Genomic DNA, 19,909 nt, shown 5'->3' with positions numbered 1-19,909 from the left:
CGATAGCAATCAATTTGCAGCGTCTCTCATGGAACAAAAAGGACGGCCCTAAGCAGGCCGCCCTTCATTACTCGGTAACCACAACTACTTCACGCTTTGATACCATTCGTTAACCTCTTTGGTGATCTGTTCCCCGCCTCCGGCTTTCCAAGTTTCCACAAACGAATCAAACGATTCAACGGGCTGTTTGCCGTAAATGATCTCGTTCAGGGTTTGGTTCTCGATCTTCAGGAGATAATCCCACTTCGATTTCATGGTGGCGGTTACAGGTCCCGTAAACATGTTCTTCTTGGAGATCTCCTCTTGGGAGAGCAGCACTTCCGCAGCGGCAGGGGTATCCTTGCCATAGTTGACCGCCACGTCCTTTTCGAGGCGGCTCTCCGGCTTCCCGCCTTTCGCCAGCTTCAGCAGCGCTTTCATCTGCTCGTCCGGAATGCGGGCACCGTCGCGGACCAGCAAGTAACGGACGACATTGACGTAACCGCCTTGGATCTGATCGTTGGGCACCATTTCGCCATTGGCATCGAGCTCGAAGTCGTAGCCCTCGAACAGCCCGTTGGCAAATTCGCCGCCTTCCTTGGATACGGCAAAGTTATCGAACAGGTAGTTTTGATACGTGAAGAAGGCTTCAGGATGCTCCATATCTTTATGGATCAGGGTAACGCCGTTCGTATACTGCGTTCCATGGCGCATCGCAATGCCGTCAGGGCCAGAGGGAATCTGCACAGGCTTCCAGACGGCTTCCGGCGCATTCTTCACGGTATCGATCAGCGGCCAGCCGCTCATCCAGTAAGGCCCCGGAATGATGCCGGCCGTTCCGGCTACAGCCGGCTCCGCCGTTTTGTTCTCATCCCACAGTGCGGCTTCCTTCGGAATGTATCCTTTATTCATCCACTCGTTCAGCTTCACCAAGCCCTGCTTCATGCCCGCATGGACCGAGCCGTATTCCAGGCTCCCGTCCTCAGCGACGTTCCACTGCTGCGGCAGCGTTCCATAAGCGCCGAATATCCACGACGGATCGCCCATCCAGGTGCTCATGGACGTTTTGAAGCCGATGCTCAGGGGCGTGACTTTATCTGGAGCAAGACCGGACGGGTTCTGGTTCTTGAAAGCATCCATCACCTGCTCAAGCTCATCCATCGTCTTCGGCGCGTTCATCCCCAGCTTGTCCAGCCAATCCTGCCGGATCCATAATACATAGTCGTGATTGTAGGCAAAATCCAGTACCGGAAGCCCCATTCGCTTACCGTCCCGGCTGTACTGATTCCACACATTGGGATCCAGATTCATCGCGTTCTTCCACGTTTCCGATGCATACTGGTCAAACAGCGTGCCGACCTCGGCAAACATGCCGGAATCGATCAAATCCTGGGCCAGCTGCTGATTTTCGGTGCCGAGCGTGACGATATCCGGCATCTCCTGACCGGAGGACATGGCCAGCCGCAGCTTGGTTGCAAAGGCGCCGTTGGTATCCGTAATGGACCACAGCGATTTGATGTTGATGCCAAACTTCTCCTTGGCCCACTTCGTAGCCACGTTGTTCTCGATCGTTTCTCCATTCTTGAATTGCAGCGTCGGATCGACGCCCCACACCGTCGTTATCGTAACTTCCGGATCGTATTTCTGTTTGTAGACGTTTTCAGTTTTGGATTCGGCCGGCTGCTGCGCCGCTTCCGGTTTCGGCTCGCCGCCGGAGCATCCGGCCAAGGATCCGGCCAGGAGCAAGGACGCGGCCAGGATCGGAAACCATTTCTTTCTTCTAGCGGTCATCGTTATATCCCCCTTCTACCACCTTATGGATTACATGTTTAATTATAGAGGGGCCGGCAGCCGCATCCTATGTCACGAATCGAAGATTTCTGCACCTTTAGCAACATCCTTGGTCTCTGTATTCGTTCGGGGTCATTCCGTAGTGCTTCCGGAACATCTTGCTGAAATACTGCGGATTCTGGTATCCGAGCTCAGCGGTAATTTCATAAATCTTCTTGTTCGTATGCTTCAGCAGATATAAAGCCCGCTCCATTCGCTTGCGGATGATATAATCGCCGAGTCCCTCTCCGGTTTCGCTCTTATAAATCTTGGATAAATATACCGGATGCAGGAATACCCGGTCCGCAATCGTCTTGACGGATAGGTCGTGACCCGAATCGGCAGTCACCATCTCTTGGACCTGTTTGATGATATGGCTCTTGCTCGTTTTCTCCTGTTCGGACGAGATATTCTGAAGTTTATTCAGCATATCAAGCGACCAGGAGCGCAGCTTGGCAGCCGACTGAACCACCTTCTGAATATATAAGGGGTCCCAGCCGGCCTGGTCCAGCTGATGAATGTAATGCCCCTGCTTGTGAGCAACGTACATATAGGCATTCGCAACCGATAAAAATATTTCATAAAAAGCCGTCTGCCCAATGAATGCGGTTTCAACTTCTGTAAAGACTTGTTCTATTTTGTCCCGGGCGGCATCCCACTGCCTTGTTTCCAGCAGATGCAGCAGGCTGGGCGGCTTTGCAAACGCCTGGGTAACGTCCCATACAGGCTCATGCAGCCGGTCATCATGGTCCTCGGCGAACCGGACAGCTTCATGATCTCCGTTTCCCCAGAGGTAAAGCGAGCTTAATCCCGACCGGTAAACGGATCCCAGTTCCCCCGGAAAATCAAACGAGCCCGACACGAAAACTGAAATGCTTCCCTTCAAATAACTGCCCACATCCTGTTGAAACTGGGTTATGTACCGTTTCAATTCGTGGGAATCCGCGAATGTTTCCATATCTCCAGCGTTCGGCACTCTCTTGGACTGAGCCAATAGAATCAAACAATGATGCGGCGTTTTGCAGGACCACACATGAAGCAGCTCGGCAAATACCTCCTCAGCAATGTTGCCGATGGCATATTCCATCAGTCCCATCGAATAGTCGTCCATTCCCGTAAACCTCTGCCCTAGCTGGATCAGCAGCATGATCGTCCGCTGGTCTGTTCGGAGCGGAATTTCATATTCATGAAGCTTATGATCAAGCGAATGTCGCGGCATCTCGCGTCCGAGCAATAGATCATGCATGAGGCTGTTTCGCAGAATGCCGAGATCCGATTTGCGGCTGTACATCAGCTGATGGTAGTGCCCGAGCTCCTTCCGCTCCTCCTTGATCGACGCCAAGGCGGAGCTCACGCTCCGCATGAATTCACCATCGTCCACCGGCTTCAAAATGTAATCGGATGCCTGCAGCCGAACCGCCTGCTTGGCATATTCAAAATCCGAATAACCCGTAAGTAAAATGCAGCGGATATGCGTCCAACGCTCGGTTATGGTCTCCATCAGCTCCAGACCGGTCATCACTGGCATCCGAACATCCGTAACCACCACATCGATGTCCTGCTCCTCCAGCAGGTCGATCGCCTCCAGGGCGGACGAAGCCTGATACACTTCTTCAATATCCAGCTCTCGCCATGGTATGGTCTGATATAAACTTTCCGTTACATAACTCTCGTCATCAACCAATAAGATATTCATCGACTCTGTGCCCCCTTCGCTGACTTGGATTGATTCTTCCCAAGCGTTCCGGCAATGGCCAGTAAAGTACAGCCCGTACGCCGCCTTGCGGAGATGCCGCAAACCGCAGGCCGGCTTCTTCGCCATAACGCAGCCGCATGCGCTCGTGAACATTCCAGACGCCGCAGCCCATCTCCTGATCCATCGGCCTGTTCAGCCGGGCCTCCAGCTCGGCCAGCTTCTGCCCGTTCATGCCGATCCCGTTATCATCCACTTGAATGCAGGCCAGACCGTTCACAATCCGGAAGGTTACCCTGATTTCACCGTCGCCCGAGTGAGGTTCAATGCCATGGAGCACGGCATTCTCCACCAAGGGCTGAATAACCAGCGGTGGGATCTCCATGCCTTCCGCTTCCTCCGTCAAATCGAGATGATATTGGAGACGCCTCATCCGCATCTGCTGGATTTCCAGATAATGCGTAACGAACTCCATCTCGTCCGATAAGGGAACCAGTTCCCTTTCCTGACGCGTGGTATAGCGGAAATACCGGGACAAGCTGTGCGACATCGCCACAACGGCTTCGTATTTCCGAAGCTTCGCCATGCTGGTAATAAACGAGAAGCAATTGTAGAAGAAATGGGGATTGATCTGGGACTGCAGCTGCTTCAGCTTCGCTTCCCTGACATGGATCTTCTCCATGTATACATGCTCGAACAGCTCCTGAATCTGCTCCACCATCGAATTGAATCTCGTGGCCAGAAAACTGAACTCGTTACGGCCCGCTACCTTCATCCTCACTCCGTAATCTCCGGCTTGCAGCCTTCGGAACACATAAACCAGCTGCTTGATCGGAACCTGAACCTGGGAATACAGCAGGTATGCGGCGAGGCAGCTCATCAGGAGCAATGCGGCGATCGAAATATAAAAGAGCCTGTTCGACGTATGGATCGGCTTCATAATGTCCGATAGCGGAATATAGTCGATCAAATACCATCCGGTCGTTTCCGATAACGCGATGCTGACCGAATAGGTTTTGCCGTCCACTTCCTTCACGCGATTCCCCACGTCTTCGAGCGGCTCCCGATCCAGCTCCGCCATCATATGGTTAATCAGTTCCCGGTCCGCGGTACGGTTGTAGATCACGCCCGAATCCGGTTTATAGTAGAACGGATCGCTCCTTCCGTCGCTCTTAAAGCGGTCCAGCATATCCTGGATGTTGGTGCTGTCGAATTCAACCTTGATCACGGTATTCGACTTGCGCGTATGATGCTGGGTGGAATACGGGGCCACCGAATACCAGACAAACAGGAAGCGCCGGTCGCTCCCCTCGTAATAAGGAGTGACCTGCCAGCCCGGCTTCACGTCCTCCGCAAGCTCCTCGGGCGAATAAAAACCGGCATCGCTTTCGGTGACCACCCGCCCGAGGGACGGAGAATAAATGGCCAAATGGCTGCGCCAGTTCGAAGAGCTCTCCTGAATGCTCAGCTTTGTCTGAATTTGCTTTACCAGGTTAATCGCGTCCAGGTTCAGATACTTATCCTGCAAATAGATATCCCGAAAGCTTGAGATGTCCGGGTCATGCAGGAGCAAATTCGGCCACGATGCCAAAATATCGATATTGGTATTCACCTGATTCTGAAAAAAGACAAGCTGGTTCGTATTCGATTGGCTGAGCTCCTTGCTGAGCACGTTCGTCGTGGTTTGGTTCGAATAGAAATAGAGGCCGACAATCGGAATCAACATCAGAAAAATGAACAGGACGATTTTTCGGAACAGATTAAATTTGGACATACATCGGCAGCCCCTTGGTTTATGTAGTGTGAGATATCATTTATAGCGAAATATGTTTATTATATCGGAGTTTGCCCTGTGCCGTGTAGGGCATAAAGACAAGATTTCGGGCACTTTCGAAGGGATTGCTACGACATTGGACGTTTGCGCAGCCCACATAGAGCGCAACCAACAAAAAACAGGATCACGGCCTCAAAGAGACCGTGGTCCTGTTAAATTTTTATTATGAAATATATGTCTTACATGAGTCCATCGATCAATGGCCTGAAGGTTTTTCCTCTCCCGCCTCCGGTTCAGGGGGCGCATTGCGGAAGGCGGCCACGATCAACATACAGATCACCGCCATCACCGCCATCACCACGAACAGGGAATTGAGGCTTCCCTCCAGTATTCCGCTCAGCAGGCTGCCTGACCCTTCCGGCAATTCGGCCATTCCATGCGGGGAGAGCAATTTGTTAATGTCGTCGCTGGTAATGCCGGCCGCATCCGGCTCAGCGGCAAGTCTGCCCGCGATTCCCGCATTGACCCATAATCCGAACACCGCTACGCCCACGGTTTGACCAAACGTCCGGATGAAGGAGTTCAGCGCCGTGGAAGCTCCGCGAACCTCATAGCCGACCGAGGATTGCGCAATGATCTGAAACAAGGTGGAGATGTAACCGAAGCCGACGCCATAAATGAACGTAAAGACCAGCAGCACGCCCAGCGCCGTATCCTTATGCATGAACGCCAATCCCACCGCTCCGATTATGAGGAGCACGACGCCGATCATCGCCGTTTTCCGGGAACCGGATTTAACGATCAGGCGACCGCTGATAATCGAGCCGATCAGCCATCCGATCGACATCGGGGCCAGCGTCAGACCCGACAAGGTGGCGTTGCCGCCACGAACCCCTTGAATCCACAGCGGCAAATACGTGGTCAACCCGATGATAAGCGCACTTACCAGAATATTGGCTACCGTCGATACCGTAATATCCCGGATCTTGAACAGATGGAGCGGCAGCATCGGCTCCCTTACCCTGCTCTCCACCACCAGGAACGCAGCGAGCAGCACCACGGAACCAATCATCAGACCGAGCATGAACGGAGAAGTCCAGGAGTAGCTCTCACCCCCGCCTACCGCGAGCGCAAACAGCAGCGCCGTCATCCCCACGGTAAACAGGGTCGCTCCCCCGTAATCGATCGATACTTCGCGGGCGGTGCGCTCCTCTTTGAAATAACGGAATATCAGCCATATCGATAACAGCCCGAACGGAACATTAAAAACAAAGATCCAGTGCCAGGACAAGTAATCCACGAAATACCCGCCAAGCAGCGGTCCGATCAGCGAGGAAATTCCCCAAACGGAGCTGATCATCCCCTGAATCTTCCCTCGTTCCTCCAGATTGTAAATGTCTCCGACAATCGTGAAGGTCACCGGAATCACCGCGCCGGCCCCGATCCCTTGGATTGCCCTGAAAATGATCAGCTGCGTCATGTTCTGCGACAGCCCGCACAGCAATGAGCCTACGAGAAAGATCAGCGAGCCGTATAAAAATACGGGCTTGCGTCCATATAAATCGCTTATTTTACCGAATATCGGCGTCGTAACGGCCATCGTCAGCAGATAGGCCGTAAAAATCCAGCTCATCAGGCTTACGCTGCCGAAGCTGCTGATAATGGCCGGACCTGCCGGGCCGACAACCGTTCCCTCGATCGCAGCCATAAAGGTGGATAACAGAATACCGACCAGGATATAACTGCGTTTGTCTTGTCTTAATACACCCACGTTCCTTCGTCCCCTTTACTCTAGACGGCCCCGGCATGACTCCTGTCCCTGCCGATCCTATTAGGATAAAACCGGGGCCAACAGCATAAAAGCGCCTCCCGATACCAGGAGCGCTTTCACATCATGTAACATTACTATTATAAAGGTTACCGCGTTGGTTGCACAGACATTTTCCCGCTCCGTAGATGAATACGGGAAGTGGCATGCCGCTTCATGAGTTCGGGATCGTGCGTGATCATCAGGACGGCCGAGCCTCCCCCGATGACATAATGGCACAGCTCGGTTACTTTATCGATGGCGGCATAGTCCATTCCCGAGGTCGGCTCGTCCAGGATATACAGCGGTCTTTCCAGCATCAATTGGCTGATGATGCTTAAGAGACGCTTCTCGCCCTGACTAAGCAAATAAGGAGACATTTGAAGCCGATCCGTAAGTCCCGCCATCTCTAACAGAAACCTCGCCCGCTGCTGCTGGCCGGCCGTCAGCTCCGGTCGCTTCTTCACGGACATCCCGCCATGGAGGCTGTAGATCAGCTCCTCCCATACATTCGGGGCCGTAAACATATATTCCGGCTGCTGGAACACGTAGCCGATCAACTCGGCCCTGCGGTAGACGGCCATTCCCTTCGTATCCTCCCCTTGCCAGCGTATGCTGCCTGCCGGAGCCGGCAGCAGGCCCATGATCAGGCGGCTGAGCGTTGTTTTGCCCGACCCGTTCTCGCCGGTCAGGAGCACCCAGTCGCCGGGATCAATCTTCGCATCGATATCGCGCAGCGCCTCCCGGCCGCCGGGGTACGCAAACGTCAGCGAATCGATCCGGAGCAGCGGGGGGACGGCAGACAGCCTGGCGCCTTCCGCAGGGGCGACCGCCACAGGCGCGGAACCTGCAGGGACCGGCTTGCCCGCATGATGGGATACCGCCGCAGGCGCGGAACCCGCGGGGACCGGCAATTCCGCATGGCGCGCTGCCGGATGCGGAGGCATTGTTGCCGGGACAGGCTTGTCCCCGGCGGCGGCACCCGCTGCCTCGCCTGCGGGCCGAGGCAGCAAGCCCAGCTGCACCAGCTGCTCCCCGCAGCGGTGCAGCAGCTCCTCCGGCGGCCCGTCGATCACGACGGTCCCGCCGTCCAGGACGATGACGCGCCCCGCGGCGCGCGCGACATCGTCAAAGCGGCCGGACGCGGTGATCAGCGTCCGGCCCTCCGCCTGCAGCTTATGGCACAGCTGCAGGAAGTTCGCCTGCGCCGCGGCATCCAGGCTGGCGCAGGCGTCGTCGAAGACGAAGAGCCGCGGGCGCAGCGCCAGCACCGCGGCCAAGGCCGTGCGCTGCCGCTGTCCGCCGGACAGGCTGCGCACCGGATCGGTCCGGCGGTGAAGCAGCCCGACCGCCGCAAGGGACTGCACCACCCGCTCCTCGATTTCCGCGGGCGGAACCCGCATATTTTCAGGACCGAAGGCCGCTTCGTCCTCGACGATCCCTTGAACGAGCTGGGCATCCGGATCCTGAAACAGCACCCCGACCGCATCGGCTACGTCGGCTATCGGCGCCGCTGCAGGATCCATGCCGTCCAGCAGCACTTCCCCCGTTCTTGCGCCTCCGCCGCTCCGCGGAAGAAGGCCGCATAGCAGCTGGCACAGCGTCGACTTCCCGCTGCCGCTGGCACCAAGAATCGCGACCCAATCGTTCTCCGCTATGTCCAGATTCATATCGTGGATAACCGGACGTTCCTCTCCGTCATATAAAAATCCCAGTCCCCGGCATGACACCCTTGTTCCCGACATCGGGCTATCCCTTAACGGCGACGGCGAAACGGCGAAGCAGGCCCGTCTTCACTAACGCCTCTCCTAAAACCTTGGTTAACAGGCCGCAGAGGAGAACGCCGCTCAGAATACGCACCACCACCGCAATGCCAAGCACTTCGATCGGCCAGGACGTATACCCGAACATGTTGGCCGCGAACAGGAACCAGAGCGGTACCATCGCCCCGCCAACCAGCATTAGAGCGCCGGCGCTCCACTTTTTGTATCGGTAGATCGCGAAAATCGTCTCCGCCACGATCATGTAGCAGCCTGCGGCCACGAAACACGAAGCAATGCCGTATACCGTACCGGTCAGAGCCTGAATCGTGCCGCCGATGGCAAACGTGACAACCGCCGTTCCCGGTTTACGAATGATGTAGTAAGCCAAGAGTCCATAAACCATGTAGATTCCTGTCGTCGTCGAAGTGGCGATGGGTCCGCCCAGACTGTTCAACAGCTTGTTAACCGGCCCTATGTATACGGTGAGAACGGCATTAACGGCAGCAAGCATTGCCATCAGGATAATCTCCTGCGTCGTAAAAGCAAACCATTTTTTCTGTGAAGATGAATTCAAAGGTAGTCCTCCTTCATACCAGCCGCCGTCGGCGGCTGTGCTAGCGTTCGTCAACGCTTCTTTTCATATTTTGCACACTTCCGCTCATAACGTCAACCCATTTCTTGTTGATTTAGGTTAACAATTTAGGCAATCCACCACACGAAAACCGTTGCCAGTACATACATAACTGCCGATGCGACCGCCCATGAAGGAATGTTAACCTCCGTGCGATAGGTTCGGTCCGGGTATGCGCCAAAACCTTTGGATTCCATTGCGCCCGCCGTTTGCTGAACACGACGCAGCGCATTAAGCAGGACAGCCGAAACAAACTTCAATCCGTAGCCGATGCGGCTTCCGAGTCCCTTGGGCGGTCGATGGCCCCTTACCTGCTGGGCAGCCAGAATATGGGCACCCTCCTCCTCCAACAGCGGAATGAAGGTCAGCGCAGCGGATACGCCAAACGCGAACCGGTAAGGGATTCGAAGACGTCTGGTCAGCTCGGCAACCAATTCTCTCGGATCCGTCGTCAAGATATACGCCATCGAGGTCAGAAACAACGTAAACATCCGGAGCGACATGGCACCCGCGGCGTTCAGAGCCTCAACCGTCAGGGTGATGGGCCCCCACTGCAGCCATACGGTGTTCCCTTGGACCGTTAAGCTGGTCAGAATGAAGTAGGGTACCGCAACGATTGCAATGAGCCGGATCCCTCTCAGCAGACGCTTGCAAGACACCCGGCCGGCGAATCGGGCTTGGCCGATGCATAACAGGAGAAACAATGCCTGCTGCCAGGCTTGGTCGAGCAGCATGGCGATTACCGCTGTACAGAACAGAATCACCAGCTTGCTTAAAGGATCATATCGATGAAGAAGCGTGCCGCCCTTCTCATATTGAATCAGCATATTCCACCAACTGCCTCTCTTATAGCGTGTTCCAATCTCTTCTCAATCGCGAAAAAACGACGGCATCGACATAACCGCCGGACGTAAGGCGATAATCGCGAAGCACTCCTTCGCGCATATAACCGTTTATCGCAAACCATCGGCATGCACGCTCATTTCTCGAATCGACGAAAGCCTCGATTCGGTTTAGTCCCATGGACGCGTACCCGAAAGCCGCAACCAGCTCGGCTGCCTCGGTCATATAGCCCTTCCCCCAATAACGGCTTGCCAGCTCACACCCAAACTCGCCCTTGAACGCGCCCTCCAGCTGCCAAATATTAAATCCGCAGCTGCCGATCAATTGGCCTGTTTCGGTGATCTCGATGCCCCAGCGAATGGCCTCGTCCTGCTCGGCAAGCCGTTGCAGCCACTCAATCAGTGCCTTTGCGTCCTCGGCTGAATCCATGACGGGCATATCCAGAAAGGCGGTTACGGCGGGATCGGACCAACAGCCCAGCATTGCTTCCGCATCCTCCGTCTCCATCCTTCGCAGCCGGATCCGCCGCCCCTTCATTTCCGGAACGATTCCTTCGCATCTGTACATGGTATTCCACCCCCTCGCAAAAAAACTGACTTGCATCGGCTGTTTCCGGTGATACTATGTGCGTGTATAAAAGAGTATAGCGAAAATCAATCCGTATCCTGGTCCCCCATCAACATCTTAGAGCTGGATGTATATATATTGATGGATTCGGGAGGCTTCCGTCAATATGCTTGTCACGGCTCCCTTGTACAGTGCGGAAGAAGGAGGAAGTCATCTGAGTATGTATATCGCGATTGTCTTGCTGTTCACCGTCGTTGTCATTGCCGCTGCCATTACGCAAATCGGATATCTGCAGATTACGCGGATGCGCGTAAAGAATGACCTCAAGCTGTTCACGGTGCTGGAAAAAGCCGGACTATACAGCAGAGAGAAATATGAATCGCTTCAAAAGAACGAGGTGGCGATCAACAGCTTTGACGGGTTGAAGCTGTGCGGCGCAGCCATTCTAAACAATCCCGGCTCCAAGCACTGGATGCTTCTTGCCCACGGCTATACCGGTTCGCGAGCCGTATCCACCCAATTCATTGATTTGTTTACGGAAGAGGGCTACAACGTGCTCCTGATCGATCAGCGCCGGCATGGACGAAGCGAAGGTCGCTATACCACCTACGGTTATTATGAGAAACACGACGTGCAGGCGTGGGTGCGCTGGATTACCCGCAAATACGGCGAGGACGTGGCGATCGGGCTTCATGGACAATCGCTGGGAGGCGGAACCGTGCTGGAGTATTTATCCATTGCCGATCCGCAGGTCAAGCTTGTCATCGCGGATTGCCCGTATTCCGATTTGACGGATTTAATGCGGCATCAGCTCACGCGCATCAACAAAATCCCTTCCGTGCCGTTCCTGTCCTGGGTGAACGCCAGAATTCGGCGTAAAGCCGGGTTCAGCCTCGATCAGGTCAGCCCGATCCGTGCTGTTCGGAACAGCATGCTTCCGGTTATGTTCATCCATGGCACCAAGGATAATTACGTGCCTACCCGAATGAGCATCGAGATGTTCGAAGCCAAACCGGACCCGAAAAAACTTCTTCTTATCGAAGGCGCAATCCATGCGAACGCTTATCATGTGGATCCCGAGCAATATCGGGAAGGCGTGCACTCTTTCCTTCGTGAACATATAGATCAACCCGTCCAGGCACCGCTGCCGGAAGCTGCCCGCGCAGCGCAGCCGGAAGCAGCGCCAGCCCAAAACACCTTCCAATTGGAGCTGGACGGATCCCTTGAGACAGTATAGAACGGCCGCTCAAAAAGCCCCCGAACTGCACGCTGAATCCGCGTGAGTCGGGGGCTTTTTTCAATTGTTATGCTGTTATCTGCCCTACGCCATGGAATCGGCCTTTTTCGGGTTCACCGGTTTAAGCACTTCATCGCAAAGCTCCTTAAGCCTGATCTGGATTTCCTTGAACTCCTCGATCCCGGCTCCCGTGAGGCTGTACCCCTCACCGTGCGCCGTCAGGAAGTTCTCCTCGGTCAAGCGTTCGAGTTCATGCTTAACCTCCCGGTCGCCGACCTTATATCCATGACGCTCCAGCTCGGGCTGCATCTCGCTGATCGTAAGGTCCCGCTCATGGGCGTGATAGAGCATATGAATACCGATAAACAAATTCTGAACGTCTGCGCGCATTCGATCTTCTCTCCCTCCACCTGATTGAATTGATACCTGGTCATGTCATACATTACCCCTGCGACATGGTCAGGAATCAGCCGGATTCGCCGGAGCCTTTCTTCCCATGGCTTGTCCCTTGACGAATATCATATACTTATACTAAGGTGAATGAATCAACGCTAATGAAGGAAGGGCGGATATCCAATGTTTCAAAACACACCCTATGAAGGCACTAGGAGCGAGCAGTACGCCCAGGTCCTGAATCAGTTGAAAGCACTTATCCACGATGAGCCGAATGCCATTGCCAACTTGTCCAATGCATCTGCGCTGCTCAAGCAGTTCCTGTCCGATACGAATTGGGTCGGCTTCTATCTTTATGATGGCAAAGAGCTGGTGCTCGGGCCATTCCAAGGACTGCCCGCCTGCATCCGGATTCCGATGAATCGCGGAGTTTGCGGAACCGCTGCGGCTAAACAGCAGACACTGCTTGTAGCCGACGTACATGAGTTCCCGGGGCACATTGCCTGCGATGCGGCTTCGAACAGCGAAATTGTGGTGCCCATGATGGTGGATGGCGCATTGTATGGCGTTCTGGATATCGACAGTCCGCTCAAGAACCGTTTCGACCAAGAGGATCAAGCCTTTTTGGAGGAATTTGTCCATATATTGGAAGGCCAACTCACATTATAATTCAGGATGATTTGACGTATTCTTCCGTACACTAACCAAGGATTGAAACCACAATTCTTAGGAGGAATACACGCCATGTATCCAATGAATAACAACAACTCGCAAATTTCGCAGCAAATTCGTCAGTGCGAGCAAATTCTTCAGCAGCTGACCCAACAAACGCAGCAGGGTTCGGCTATGTACCAGCAGCTGATGCAGCAAGAGCAGCAAAATGCGGCCCGACTCGAGGAAATCGCTCAGCGTGAGCGTCAAGCGGCGCAGATGATCCAAACTGCCCTTCAAGGACATCAACAGGCGATGCAGCAGTATCAGCAAATCTCCCAGATCGTTAAACAAGTGGAGTATTCCGTACAAGCCCACAATCAAACACAGCATATTCAGCCTTCTTACGGCCAACAAGGTTTTCCTAACACACATCAAGGCCAAGGCTTCCAATAAGCATGCTAAAAGGGGGAACCCTGCAAATTCATTGCGGGTTCCCCCTTTTGTTTTATTTCTTCTCTTCGCTTACGCCGAATTCGATCTCGGCTTGTATCTTATAGCGCTTTGGCTCTTCCCCGTTCGAGCCGCTATGACTCGCGTCCTGCGACATGGTATCAATCACGAAATCCGCGGATCCGTAGACGACGTAGCGCCCGCCCGGAAAACCATCCTTCAGCGAATGGATGAAATCTTTGAATTTCTTGTCGTCCCTACTGTCGTATCCACCGCCGATTTTGTAATATTCGCGCAGCGGCTCGCCCTTTTTCAGCTTGGTTGTAATATAGGGCTCGTTCATGGCATAACTGATGTTGTAGTCTCTTGTGAGCTCTTTCATCGGGAAATAAAAAGCGGAGGCCGCATGGCCGATCGTAATCTCATCCTCTTCGCCGATATACTCCAGCTCCCCGTATACTTGAACTTGATCTCCCTGTTCATACTCTTCTTTCTCGCTAACGAGTCGATACACGAAGTCCCCGTCGGTCATTTCCGCCTGATTCCCCCTGGCAGCTTTATTCAATGAAGTTCCAGTCGGATCTGCCCCCTGCATTTCCTGCTTCGCGCAGCCCGTTAACATCAACATCAAGATAAACCCCATATAAAGGTATCTTCTCATCTTTTTTGTTCACCTCAACCTCCAGACGGATGGATTGTGAGCAATGTTGCATAGAAATGCAAAAAAGCCGCATCCAAAACTCCTCAGATTTGCGAAGTTTTGGATGCGGCTTATGGTTTGCTATATCCCGCAGCCTATGGCCGCAGTCTCGGACTGCACCCGAATGTTATGTCTCGTAAATGTTCTTTACCCGTCCCACTTGGCCGTCCTGAAGACGTACTTTAATGCCGTGCGGATGGTTAGGCGAATTGGTCAAAATATCTTTGACCACGCCGCGGGTTAATTTGCCCGTTCTCTGGTCCTGCTTCAGTACGATATCAACCTCAAGCCCCGGTTTGATATTGGAACGCTGCCCACCGTTCATCATCGTCCCTCCTGTTCCTATCTTCATGCTGTTGTCCCGTTCCTACTGTCCACCTTACTGAAATCGAAAGCGAAATGCAAATCGCATAACACAAAGGACTGCCCGTTAAAGATCGTTCAGATCTCCCAATCGGACAGTCCTTCTGTTTTCAGAATAAGCATGGATCAATCTTATCCATGGAATGATGCTTTATAGTACGCTTCCGCCGTGCACGAAGCGGTGTTTCCAAGAATCGCCGAAGTTACCTACGAGGACGCCGCCCGATTGTTTCGAGTACGTATGCAGCAGCTTGTTGTCCCCCAGATAGATCGCTACGTGCGTAATCCGCTGTTTGGACTTGTCCAATCCGGCATAAGCGGATGCCGATGAACCTCGGTAACTCATGAAGAATACCAGATCCCCGCGCTTTAATTGATTGACGTTGTAAACAGCCGTTCCTTTATCTTTGACGTACTGCCCTTGCTTCCGGGAATCGCTTGGCAGCGTAATGTTAGCGCCGTCCATGAATGCGCGGCGGACAAATGCCGAGCAGTCAAAGGTGCTCGTTGAATTGCGGTTAGAACCGAATTCGTACGGCGTGCCCAGATACTTCATGCCTGCACTGATTACTTTTTCAACGCTTGCGCTCGCAGAAGGCGCCGTGCTTCCCGAATTGCCGGAAGTGTTAGAAGATCCGCTGCTTTGGTTAATATATTTAGACGAAGCATATCCTTGCTTGCCGTCCGAAGTTTTGATCTTATACCAGCTTGAGCTTTTAGCCAGAATTTGAACGCGCTCACCCTTATGCACGCGGTCAACGACTTTACCCGAAGTCGAAGGCTTATTGCGCATGTACACATTCGAGCTTGCTACACCTTTGGTTGCAGACTGCACGCTGGCAGCAGACACTTCATTCACAGACCCATATCCGTAAGAACCAAGAACCGCTGCTGATAACAGCGCTCCGGCCATCAATTGTTTGAATCTTTTTTTCGAGAAAATAACGATCTCCCCCATCTCGTTTGATTGTGGAATGACGAAAATGTCATTTTCGTGATCCCGCAATCATTATAGACAGGCTGTGTCTCGGGACGCATGCTACCATCCTCACAAAAACACATGCCAACTATTGGTAAAGAGGGGGACTTTGGTCTCTTATTATACTTGAATTTAGTATAAATAGATTATTATAGCAAAAAAACATGCCAAAATAACCCAACCAGTCCGGCCTAAAGAAGTCCGGATTTCTTTGTTGGGTCTTTCTACTTACCATATATATGTATTTTTCCTTGCGATGGCTGCTTGAAAGATGACCTTTGGTTCCCTGCCACACTTTTAAAAAAAGCCTGTGCAGACGGATCCCCCATCTGACAGACTCTAGTTTATCGTACCTTCTAAATTTCATTCCACTACAATATTGTAAACTTTTGACCCTATGGCCGCTTGGAATAGAGCGGATATCCAGGGTTTTCCGGTACGTCAATCAGGATGACCCTGACATTCTCTTGCGCCTTAAGGCTTATCGTCTCACCGAGCACCGTATCGATTACCATAAAGTCCCGATGATGAAACAGGAGGCTCTCCTCTTCCGTGCTAAAGCTGCCGGCTCCCCTTACGGCAAGCGCAGCCGCACGCCTGCCGATTTTCAGTTCATATCGTGCTTCGTGCCCGGCCAGAATTTGAATATCCAGCATCCTCACGTCCACGGACAGATCGGTTGGCGCGGAACCGCCGATCATCGTTTTGACCAATCCCCCCTGGATACGGGTTACCGGATAGGAGTCCGGACGATACTGACGACAGGCAGGGTTTTGCTTCAATGAATCGCGAAGATACGGCTCAAACCAAATCTGGAATCCTTCTGCATCCGGCCCGGTCAGAAGTTCCTCATGCGTAAGTCCGGAACCGGCCCTCATCAATTGCAGGCCTCCTGGCCCTATTATGCTGTGCGTACCATGCGAATCCTCATGGTCGCACTTTCCCTGAATCATATAAGTCACGATTTCAAAACCCTGATGGGGATGAGACGCGATATAACCTTCGACGGGCGAACGAAACCAGGACCAATAGAAAAGCGGCCCTACCCGGGTCACGGCTGACCCTTCGCCGGAGAAACCGATCGGCTTCAACTCCGTTATCCTTCCTCCATCGAGTGAGCCCTTGCCCTGATTCTCGGGTGGATATACATTTCCTATCATGTCCAGTCTCCTCCTTTCACCCATCCATGATGGATCTTGAACAGGTGCTGCATTGATTATCTTGGCTTTAAGATAGTATCAACGATAACCGAACAGATATCAACATCCTTAAATTCCCTGATTTGAGAATGCATATTTGCGAATCATTTTTCAGTTTATTTTCAGTTCGCGTTCAGATTTCATTCAGCTACGGCACGTATGATAAAGTTGAAGGAATGAAAGAAGAGGAGTTTTGTGTCATGGGATCCATGCATCGTATTCGCGTTTTGCTTGTGGATGACGAGCCGCATATACTGCAATTTCTGGAGCTTGGTCTCCATAATGAAGGGTTTGAGGTGCGCACGGCCTCCGATGGGGAATGTGCGTTAAGGGAAGCAGCCAGCTTCGAGCCGCATGTCATCGTTCTGGATGTGATGATGCCGGGAATGGACGGTCTTGCGGTGTGCAGACGTTTGAAGGAGGAAGGCAGGGATATTGCGGTCATTATGCTTACCGCGAAGGATGAGATCGATGACCGTGTAACAGGCCTTATGACCGGAGCGGACGACTACATGGCCAAACCCTTCAGTTTCGAAGAGCTGCTGGCCCGCATTCAAGCTCGGCTCCGCAATCAGTTCCCGAGCCTGCTGGGCGAAATCCGGCTTGGGCCATTCACCATCGATGACCGCAAGAAAGAAATTTCATACCTGGGGGAAGCCTTGGAGCTTTCCCCTACGGAATATAAACTGCTCAAACTGCTTGTGACCAAACACGGCAGCGTTCTGAGCAAATCGAACATATTGAATATTGTGTGGGACTATGACTTTGGGGGAGAGGATAACATCGTGGAGGTCTATATCCGATCCCTGCGAGAGAAGCTCGGAGACAAGGAGCATCGGGTCATTCGCACGCTTCGCGGAGCCGGCTACCGGGTGGATTTGCCATGAGTTTTCGAAACCGTATACGCGCATCTCGGCCAACGTCTCTGCGCACGCAGCTCCTGTCGCGTTCCCTTCTCGTCTTGGCGCTTCTGCTCGTGCTGATCGGAGCGCTGCAATATGTACTGATGAAAAACGCCCTGTTCCGCAATCAGGCCGAGGCGCTTTCGCTTCAGGTCCGCTCTATCCCCGTGGAGATGTGGGAGCCTGATCGCGTGCCGCATAACCGGCCTTCTGTTCCGAATAACGACGCCCATGCGGGCATGCCCCGCCAGGAGAATAGACCTTTGCTCTTTCTGCCGAATATGTCGCTTGCCAAGATCGCAACGAACGGAAGCTACACCGACCTGGCCAGTGACAACGGTCTGTCCGCGCCGCAGCTGGCAGCAGAGGCTTATACCTCGATTCTGGAGCAATTCAAAGAGCGTCGGCCCGTTCCGTACGAAGTGATTGACGATGCCCAAGGCACCGAGCAGATCGTTGTCTTTCGCCCTTACGGCAGCCCTAACAGCCCTTCCGGTATACTGCAGCTTGGAATGGATACGCAGCCGCTCCATGCCGTTCTGCTGCGGCAGCTGCTGATATTTGCCGTGCTGGCTTTGCTTGCCATGGCTGGCGGGATCGCATTGTACCTGCCTTTGCTGCGCAGGACGCTTAACCCGCTAAGCCGAATGGTCGAAACAGTGGAACGAACGGATGCCGGAAACTTGGCGGAGCGATTTCCGGCCATGCAGGGTCAGCAGGAGATTGACCGCTTGGCCCAATCGTTTAACGGCATGCTGAAAAGGCTTGAGGGAGCGTTTGAAGCGGAACGCGAGGCGAAAGAGCAGATGCGGAGGTTTATTGCCGATGCTTCCCATGAGCTGCGCACGCCGCTTACTTCGATTCACGGCTTTCTGGAGGTGCTTGGCCGCGGCGCCGCCGACAACAAGGAGCAGCTCCATGCAGCACTGTCCAGCATGCACGGCGAATCGAAGCGCATGAAGAAATTGGTCGAGGATTTGCTTCTGTTGGCCAAACTTGACCGTAAGCCGGAGCTTCATCTGCAGGATACCCGGCTGGATCGGCTGCTGCTTGAGATGGAGCCCCATCTTAGGATGCTGGCTCAAGGCAGAAACGTAACGATTCAAGCGGCAGACGTGCTGTGCCGGTGTGACTCCGACAAGATCAAGCAGGTCATCTATAACCTGTTTCATAATGCGGTACAGCATACCGATTCCGACACAGGGCGGATTACCGTTACGGTGGATAAAACCAAGGACCATGCCGTACTGCTGGTCAGCGACAATGGAGCCGGGATTTCGAAGGAGCATCTGCCCCATCTGTTCGAGCGGTTCTACCGCATCGATGAATCCCGGACCCGGCAGCACGGCGGTGCAGGTCTTGGACTGTCCATCACCCAGTCCATCATGAACGCGCATGGAGGCCAAATGAGCGTGGACAGCACGGTTAACCAAGGAACGGTTTTTCGTGCGGAGTGGCCGGGCATCATTCCTTAGCCTGAAATACTCCTTCATGAACCAGTTCATTCAAGGATCGTCGGTCCGTAGGGACCTCCCGTTCCTGCAGCGTCTCCGGAAGCGCCGATTTATCCCCGCGGTATCCAAGCGTTATGACCGCGTGCAAATCATATTCTTCCGGGATATGCAGGGCTTCGCGGGCAAGCTCATGGTCGAAGCCGCCAATCGCGCGGGTATTCAGCCCAAGCAAAGCAGCCTGCGAAGCGATTGTTCCCCAAGCAGCCCCCGCATCAAACGCGTGGCTTCCGCTCGGTTCCCCATTGGCATTCAGCGTGTAGGAAACGAGGAGGACAAGTGCCGGCGCTCGATCGCTCCACACGCGGTTTCCGGGACGGATAAAAGACCGGAATCGCTCCCGCTCCTCCTCTGTTCGGGCAACGATAAACCGCCACGGCTGCCCGTTGCCCGAGGAGGGTGCCCACCGGGCCGCCTCCAAGACGGTATACAGCACGTCCTCTTCGACCAGACGGGGGTCAAAGGCCCTCGAAGACCATCGATTCACAAAATGGGCATGCACCGGATATTCGGGACGGCGCGTTTGTTCCGCCACCGTCCGCTTCGACAGGGCTGATACGATTACGGTTGGATCAGGTCTGGTCATACGATCATCTCTCCTTACCCTTGCGGGTTATTGTAATACGGCTTGGTC

Annotated in this window: 19 protein-coding genes; 5 read left to right on the top strand and 14 right to left on the bottom strand. The window is 53.6% G+C overall.

Translation table 11 applies throughout. The annotated features are described in order from the left end of the window. Positions 1 to 84 precede the first annotated feature (84 nt). From M1D70_RS04135 to M1D70_RS04100, 8 genes are all read right to left on the bottom strand, one after another. Complete coding sequence (locus M1D70_RS04135) at positions 85 to 1,770, bottom strand: sugar ABC transporter (protein ID WP_456289201.1); 1,686 nt, start codon at positions 1,768 to 1,770, stop codon at positions 85 to 87. Between the two features lie 97 nt (positions 1,771 to 1,867). After that, the gene (locus M1D70_RS04130; protein ID WP_456289200.1) at positions 1,868 to 3,505 is read right to left on the bottom strand and encodes a response regulator transcription factor; all 1,638 of its coding nucleotides are present in this window, start codon (positions 3,503 to 3,505) and stop codon (positions 1,868 to 1,870) included. Continuing rightward, positions 3,486 to 5,276: a sensor histidine kinase gene (locus M1D70_RS04125; protein WP_456289199.1), complete on the bottom strand. Its 1,791-nt coding sequence runs from the start codon at positions 5,274 to 5,276 to the stop codon at positions 3,486 to 3,488. The genes M1D70_RS04130 and M1D70_RS04125 overlap by 20 nt, the downstream gene beginning before the upstream one ends. A gap of 256 nt (positions 5,277 to 5,532) precedes the next feature. Further along, the gene (locus M1D70_RS04120; RefSeq protein ID WP_456289198.1) at positions 5,533 to 7,047 is read right to left on the bottom strand and encodes an MDR family MFS transporter; all 1,515 of its coding nucleotides are present in this window, start codon (positions 7,045 to 7,047) and stop codon (positions 5,533 to 5,535) included. Between the two features lie 146 nt (positions 7,048 to 7,193). Continuing rightward, a complete protein-coding gene (locus tag M1D70_RS04115; RefSeq protein WP_456289197.1) occupies positions 7,194 to 8,753 on the bottom strand; it encodes an ABC transporter ATP-binding protein in 1,560 nt (519 codons plus the stop codon). A 79-nt stretch (positions 8,754 to 8,832) separates the two neighbouring features. Next, on the bottom strand, positions 8,833 to 9,420 hold the full coding sequence (locus M1D70_RS04110; protein WP_433938389.1) for an ECF transporter S component: 588 nt from the start codon (positions 9,418 to 9,420) through the stop codon (positions 8,833 to 8,835). Positions 9,421 to 9,545: 125 nt separating this feature from the next. Continuing rightward, positions 9,546 to 10,304, bottom strand: coding sequence for an energy-coupling factor transporter transmembrane component T family protein (locus M1D70_RS04105; protein WP_456289196.1), 759 nt, complete (start codon positions 10,302 to 10,304; stop codon positions 9,546 to 9,548). A gap of 19 nt (positions 10,305 to 10,323) precedes the next feature. Beyond that, entirely contained in the window at positions 10,324 to 10,887 is a 564-nt protein-coding gene (locus tag M1D70_RS04100) for a GNAT family N-acetyltransferase (protein ID WP_456289195.1), read from the bottom strand. Between the two features lie 166 nt (positions 10,888 to 11,053). On the opposite strand from M1D70_RS04100, the gene M1D70_RS04095 reads away from it, so the two are divergent. After that, positions 11,054 to 12,124 carry an alpha/beta hydrolase gene (locus M1D70_RS04095; protein ID WP_009594935.1) on the top strand — a complete coding sequence of 357 codons (1,071 nt, stop codon included), beginning with the start codon at positions 11,054 to 11,056 and terminating at the stop codon, positions 12,122 to 12,124. Positions 12,125 to 12,208: 84 nt separating this feature from the next. Here M1D70_RS04095 and M1D70_RS04090 read toward each other — a convergent pair whose 3' ends face one another. After that, positions 12,209 to 12,514, bottom strand: coding sequence for a hypothetical protein (locus M1D70_RS04090; RefSeq protein ID WP_009594879.1), 306 nt, complete (start codon positions 12,512 to 12,514; stop codon positions 12,209 to 12,211). Positions 12,515 to 12,700: 186 nt separating this feature from the next. On the opposite strand from M1D70_RS04090, the gene M1D70_RS04085 reads away from it, so the two are divergent. Together M1D70_RS04085 and M1D70_RS04080 are read left to right on the top strand one after the other, a co-directional pair. Further along, positions 12,701 to 13,186 carry a GAF domain-containing protein gene (locus M1D70_RS04085; RefSeq protein ID WP_009594877.1) on the top strand — a complete coding sequence of 162 codons (486 nt, stop codon included), beginning with the start codon at positions 12,701 to 12,703 and terminating at the stop codon, positions 13,184 to 13,186. A 75-nt stretch (positions 13,187 to 13,261) separates the two neighbouring features. Continuing rightward, positions 13,262 to 13,624 (top strand): AMP-dependent synthetase and ligase, encoded by a 363-nt coding sequence (locus M1D70_RS04080; RefSeq protein ID WP_433938386.1) that lies wholly within the window; start codon positions 13,262 to 13,264, stop codon positions 13,622 to 13,624. A gap of 52 nt (positions 13,625 to 13,676) precedes the next feature. Here M1D70_RS04080 and M1D70_RS04075 read toward each other — a convergent pair whose 3' ends face one another. From M1D70_RS04075 to M1D70_RS04060, 4 genes are all read right to left on the bottom strand, one after another. Next, positions 13,677 to 14,249: a hypothetical protein gene (locus tag M1D70_RS04075; RefSeq protein WP_456289194.1), complete on the bottom strand. Its 573-nt coding sequence runs from the start codon at positions 14,247 to 14,249 to the stop codon at positions 13,677 to 13,679. Positions 14,250 to 14,448: 199 nt separating this feature from the next. Continuing rightward, positions 14,449 to 14,646, bottom strand: coding sequence for a YwbE family protein (locus M1D70_RS04070; protein ID WP_036673676.1), 198 nt, complete (start codon positions 14,644 to 14,646; stop codon positions 14,449 to 14,451). A gap of 189 nt (positions 14,647 to 14,835) precedes the next feature. Next, entirely contained in the window at positions 14,836 to 15,690 is an 855-nt protein-coding gene (locus M1D70_RS04065) for a C40 family peptidase (protein ID WP_456289193.1), read from the bottom strand. A gap of 368 nt (positions 15,691 to 16,058) precedes the next feature. Then, positions 16,059 to 16,823, bottom strand: coding sequence for a pirin family protein (locus tag M1D70_RS04060; protein WP_036673679.1), 765 nt, complete (start codon positions 16,821 to 16,823; stop codon positions 16,059 to 16,061). Positions 16,824 to 17,062: 239 nt separating this feature from the next. On the opposite strand from M1D70_RS04060, the gene M1D70_RS04055 reads away from it, so the two are divergent. Beyond that, positions 17,063 to 17,749: a response regulator transcription factor gene (locus tag M1D70_RS04055; RefSeq protein ID WP_009594889.1), complete on the top strand. Its 687-nt coding sequence runs from the start codon at positions 17,063 to 17,065 to the stop codon at positions 17,747 to 17,749. Then, the gene (locus tag M1D70_RS04050) at positions 17,746 to 19,239 is read left to right on the top strand and encodes a sensor histidine kinase (RefSeq protein WP_009594936.1); all 1,494 of its coding nucleotides are present in this window, start codon (positions 17,746 to 17,748) and stop codon (positions 19,237 to 19,239) included. The genes M1D70_RS04055 and M1D70_RS04050 overlap by 4 nt, the downstream gene beginning before the upstream one ends. Here M1D70_RS04050 and M1D70_RS04045 read toward each other — a convergent pair. Continuing rightward, positions 19,229 to 19,861, bottom strand: a complete 633-nt coding sequence (locus M1D70_RS04045; protein ID WP_009594906.1) for a nitroreductase family protein — start codon at positions 19,859 to 19,861, stop codon at positions 19,229 to 19,231. The two genes, M1D70_RS04050 and M1D70_RS04045, sit on opposite strands and share 11 nt — an antisense overlap. Positions 19,862 to 19,909 lie beyond the last annotated feature (48 nt).

It is taken from the genome of Paenibacillus sp. AK002 (assembly GCF_053903045.1).
This window is presented reverse-complemented; position numbering and strand designations above follow the sequence as displayed.

What these genes read in the sequence shown, in the direction of transcription:
- M1D70_RS04135 (WP_456289201.1), bottom strand. Translation starts at nt 1,770, where the DNA reads ATGACCGCTAGAAGAAAGAAATGGTTTCCGATCCTGGCCGCGTCCTTG.
- M1D70_RS04130 (WP_456289200.1), bottom strand. Translation starts at nt 3,505, where the DNA reads ATGAATATCTTATTGGTTGATGACGAGAGTTATGTAACGGAAAGTTTA.
- M1D70_RS04125 (WP_456289199.1), bottom strand. Translation starts at nt 5,276, where the DNA reads ATGTCCAAATTTAATCTGTTCCGAAAAATCGTCCTGTTCATTTTTCTG.
- M1D70_RS04115 (WP_456289197.1), bottom strand. Translation starts at nt 8,753, where the DNA reads ATGAATCTGGACATAGCGGAGAACGATTGGGTCGCGATTCTTGGTGCC.
- M1D70_RS04105 (WP_456289196.1), bottom strand. Translation starts at nt 10,304, where the DNA reads ATGCTGATTCAATATGAGAAGGGCGGCACGCTTCTTCATCGATATGAT.
- M1D70_RS04100 (WP_456289195.1), bottom strand. Translation starts at nt 10,887, where the DNA reads ATGTACAGATGCGAAGGAATCGTTCCGGAAATGAAGGGGCGGCGGATC.
- M1D70_RS04095 (WP_009594935.1), top strand. Translation starts at nt 11,054, where the DNA reads ATGCTTGTCACGGCTCCCTTGTACAGTGCGGAAGAAGGAGGAAGTCAT.
- M1D70_RS04090 (WP_009594879.1), bottom strand. Translation starts at nt 12,514, where the DNA reads ATGCGCGCAGACGTTCAGAATTTGTTTATCGGTATTCATATGCTCTAT.
- M1D70_RS04085 (WP_009594877.1), top strand. Translation starts at nt 12,701, where the DNA reads ATGTTTCAAAACACACCCTATGAAGGCACTAGGAGCGAGCAGTACGCC.
- M1D70_RS04080 (WP_433938386.1), top strand. Translation starts at nt 13,262, where the DNA reads ATGTATCCAATGAATAACAACAACTCGCAAATTTCGCAGCAAATTCGT.
- M1D70_RS04075 (WP_456289194.1), bottom strand. Translation starts at nt 14,249, where the DNA reads ATGTTGATGTTAACGGGCTGCGCGAAGCAGGAAATGCAGGGGGCAGAT.
- M1D70_RS04070 (WP_036673676.1), bottom strand. Translation starts at nt 14,646, where the DNA reads ATGAACGGTGGGCAGCGTTCCAATATCAAACCGGGGCTTGAGGTTGAT.
- M1D70_RS04060 (WP_036673679.1), bottom strand. Translation starts at nt 16,823, where the DNA reads ATGATAGGAAATGTATATCCACCCGAGAATCAGGGCAAGGGCTCACTC.
- M1D70_RS04055 (WP_009594889.1), top strand. Translation starts at nt 17,063, where the DNA reads ATGGGATCCATGCATCGTATTCGCGTTTTGCTTGTGGATGACGAGCCG.
- M1D70_RS04050 (WP_009594936.1), top strand. Translation starts at nt 17,746, where the DNA reads ATGAGTTTTCGAAACCGTATACGCGCATCTCGGCCAACGTCTCTGCGC.
- M1D70_RS04045 (WP_009594906.1), bottom strand. Translation starts at nt 19,861, where the DNA reads ATGACCAGACCTGATCCAACCGTAATCGTATCAGCCCTGTCGAAGCGG.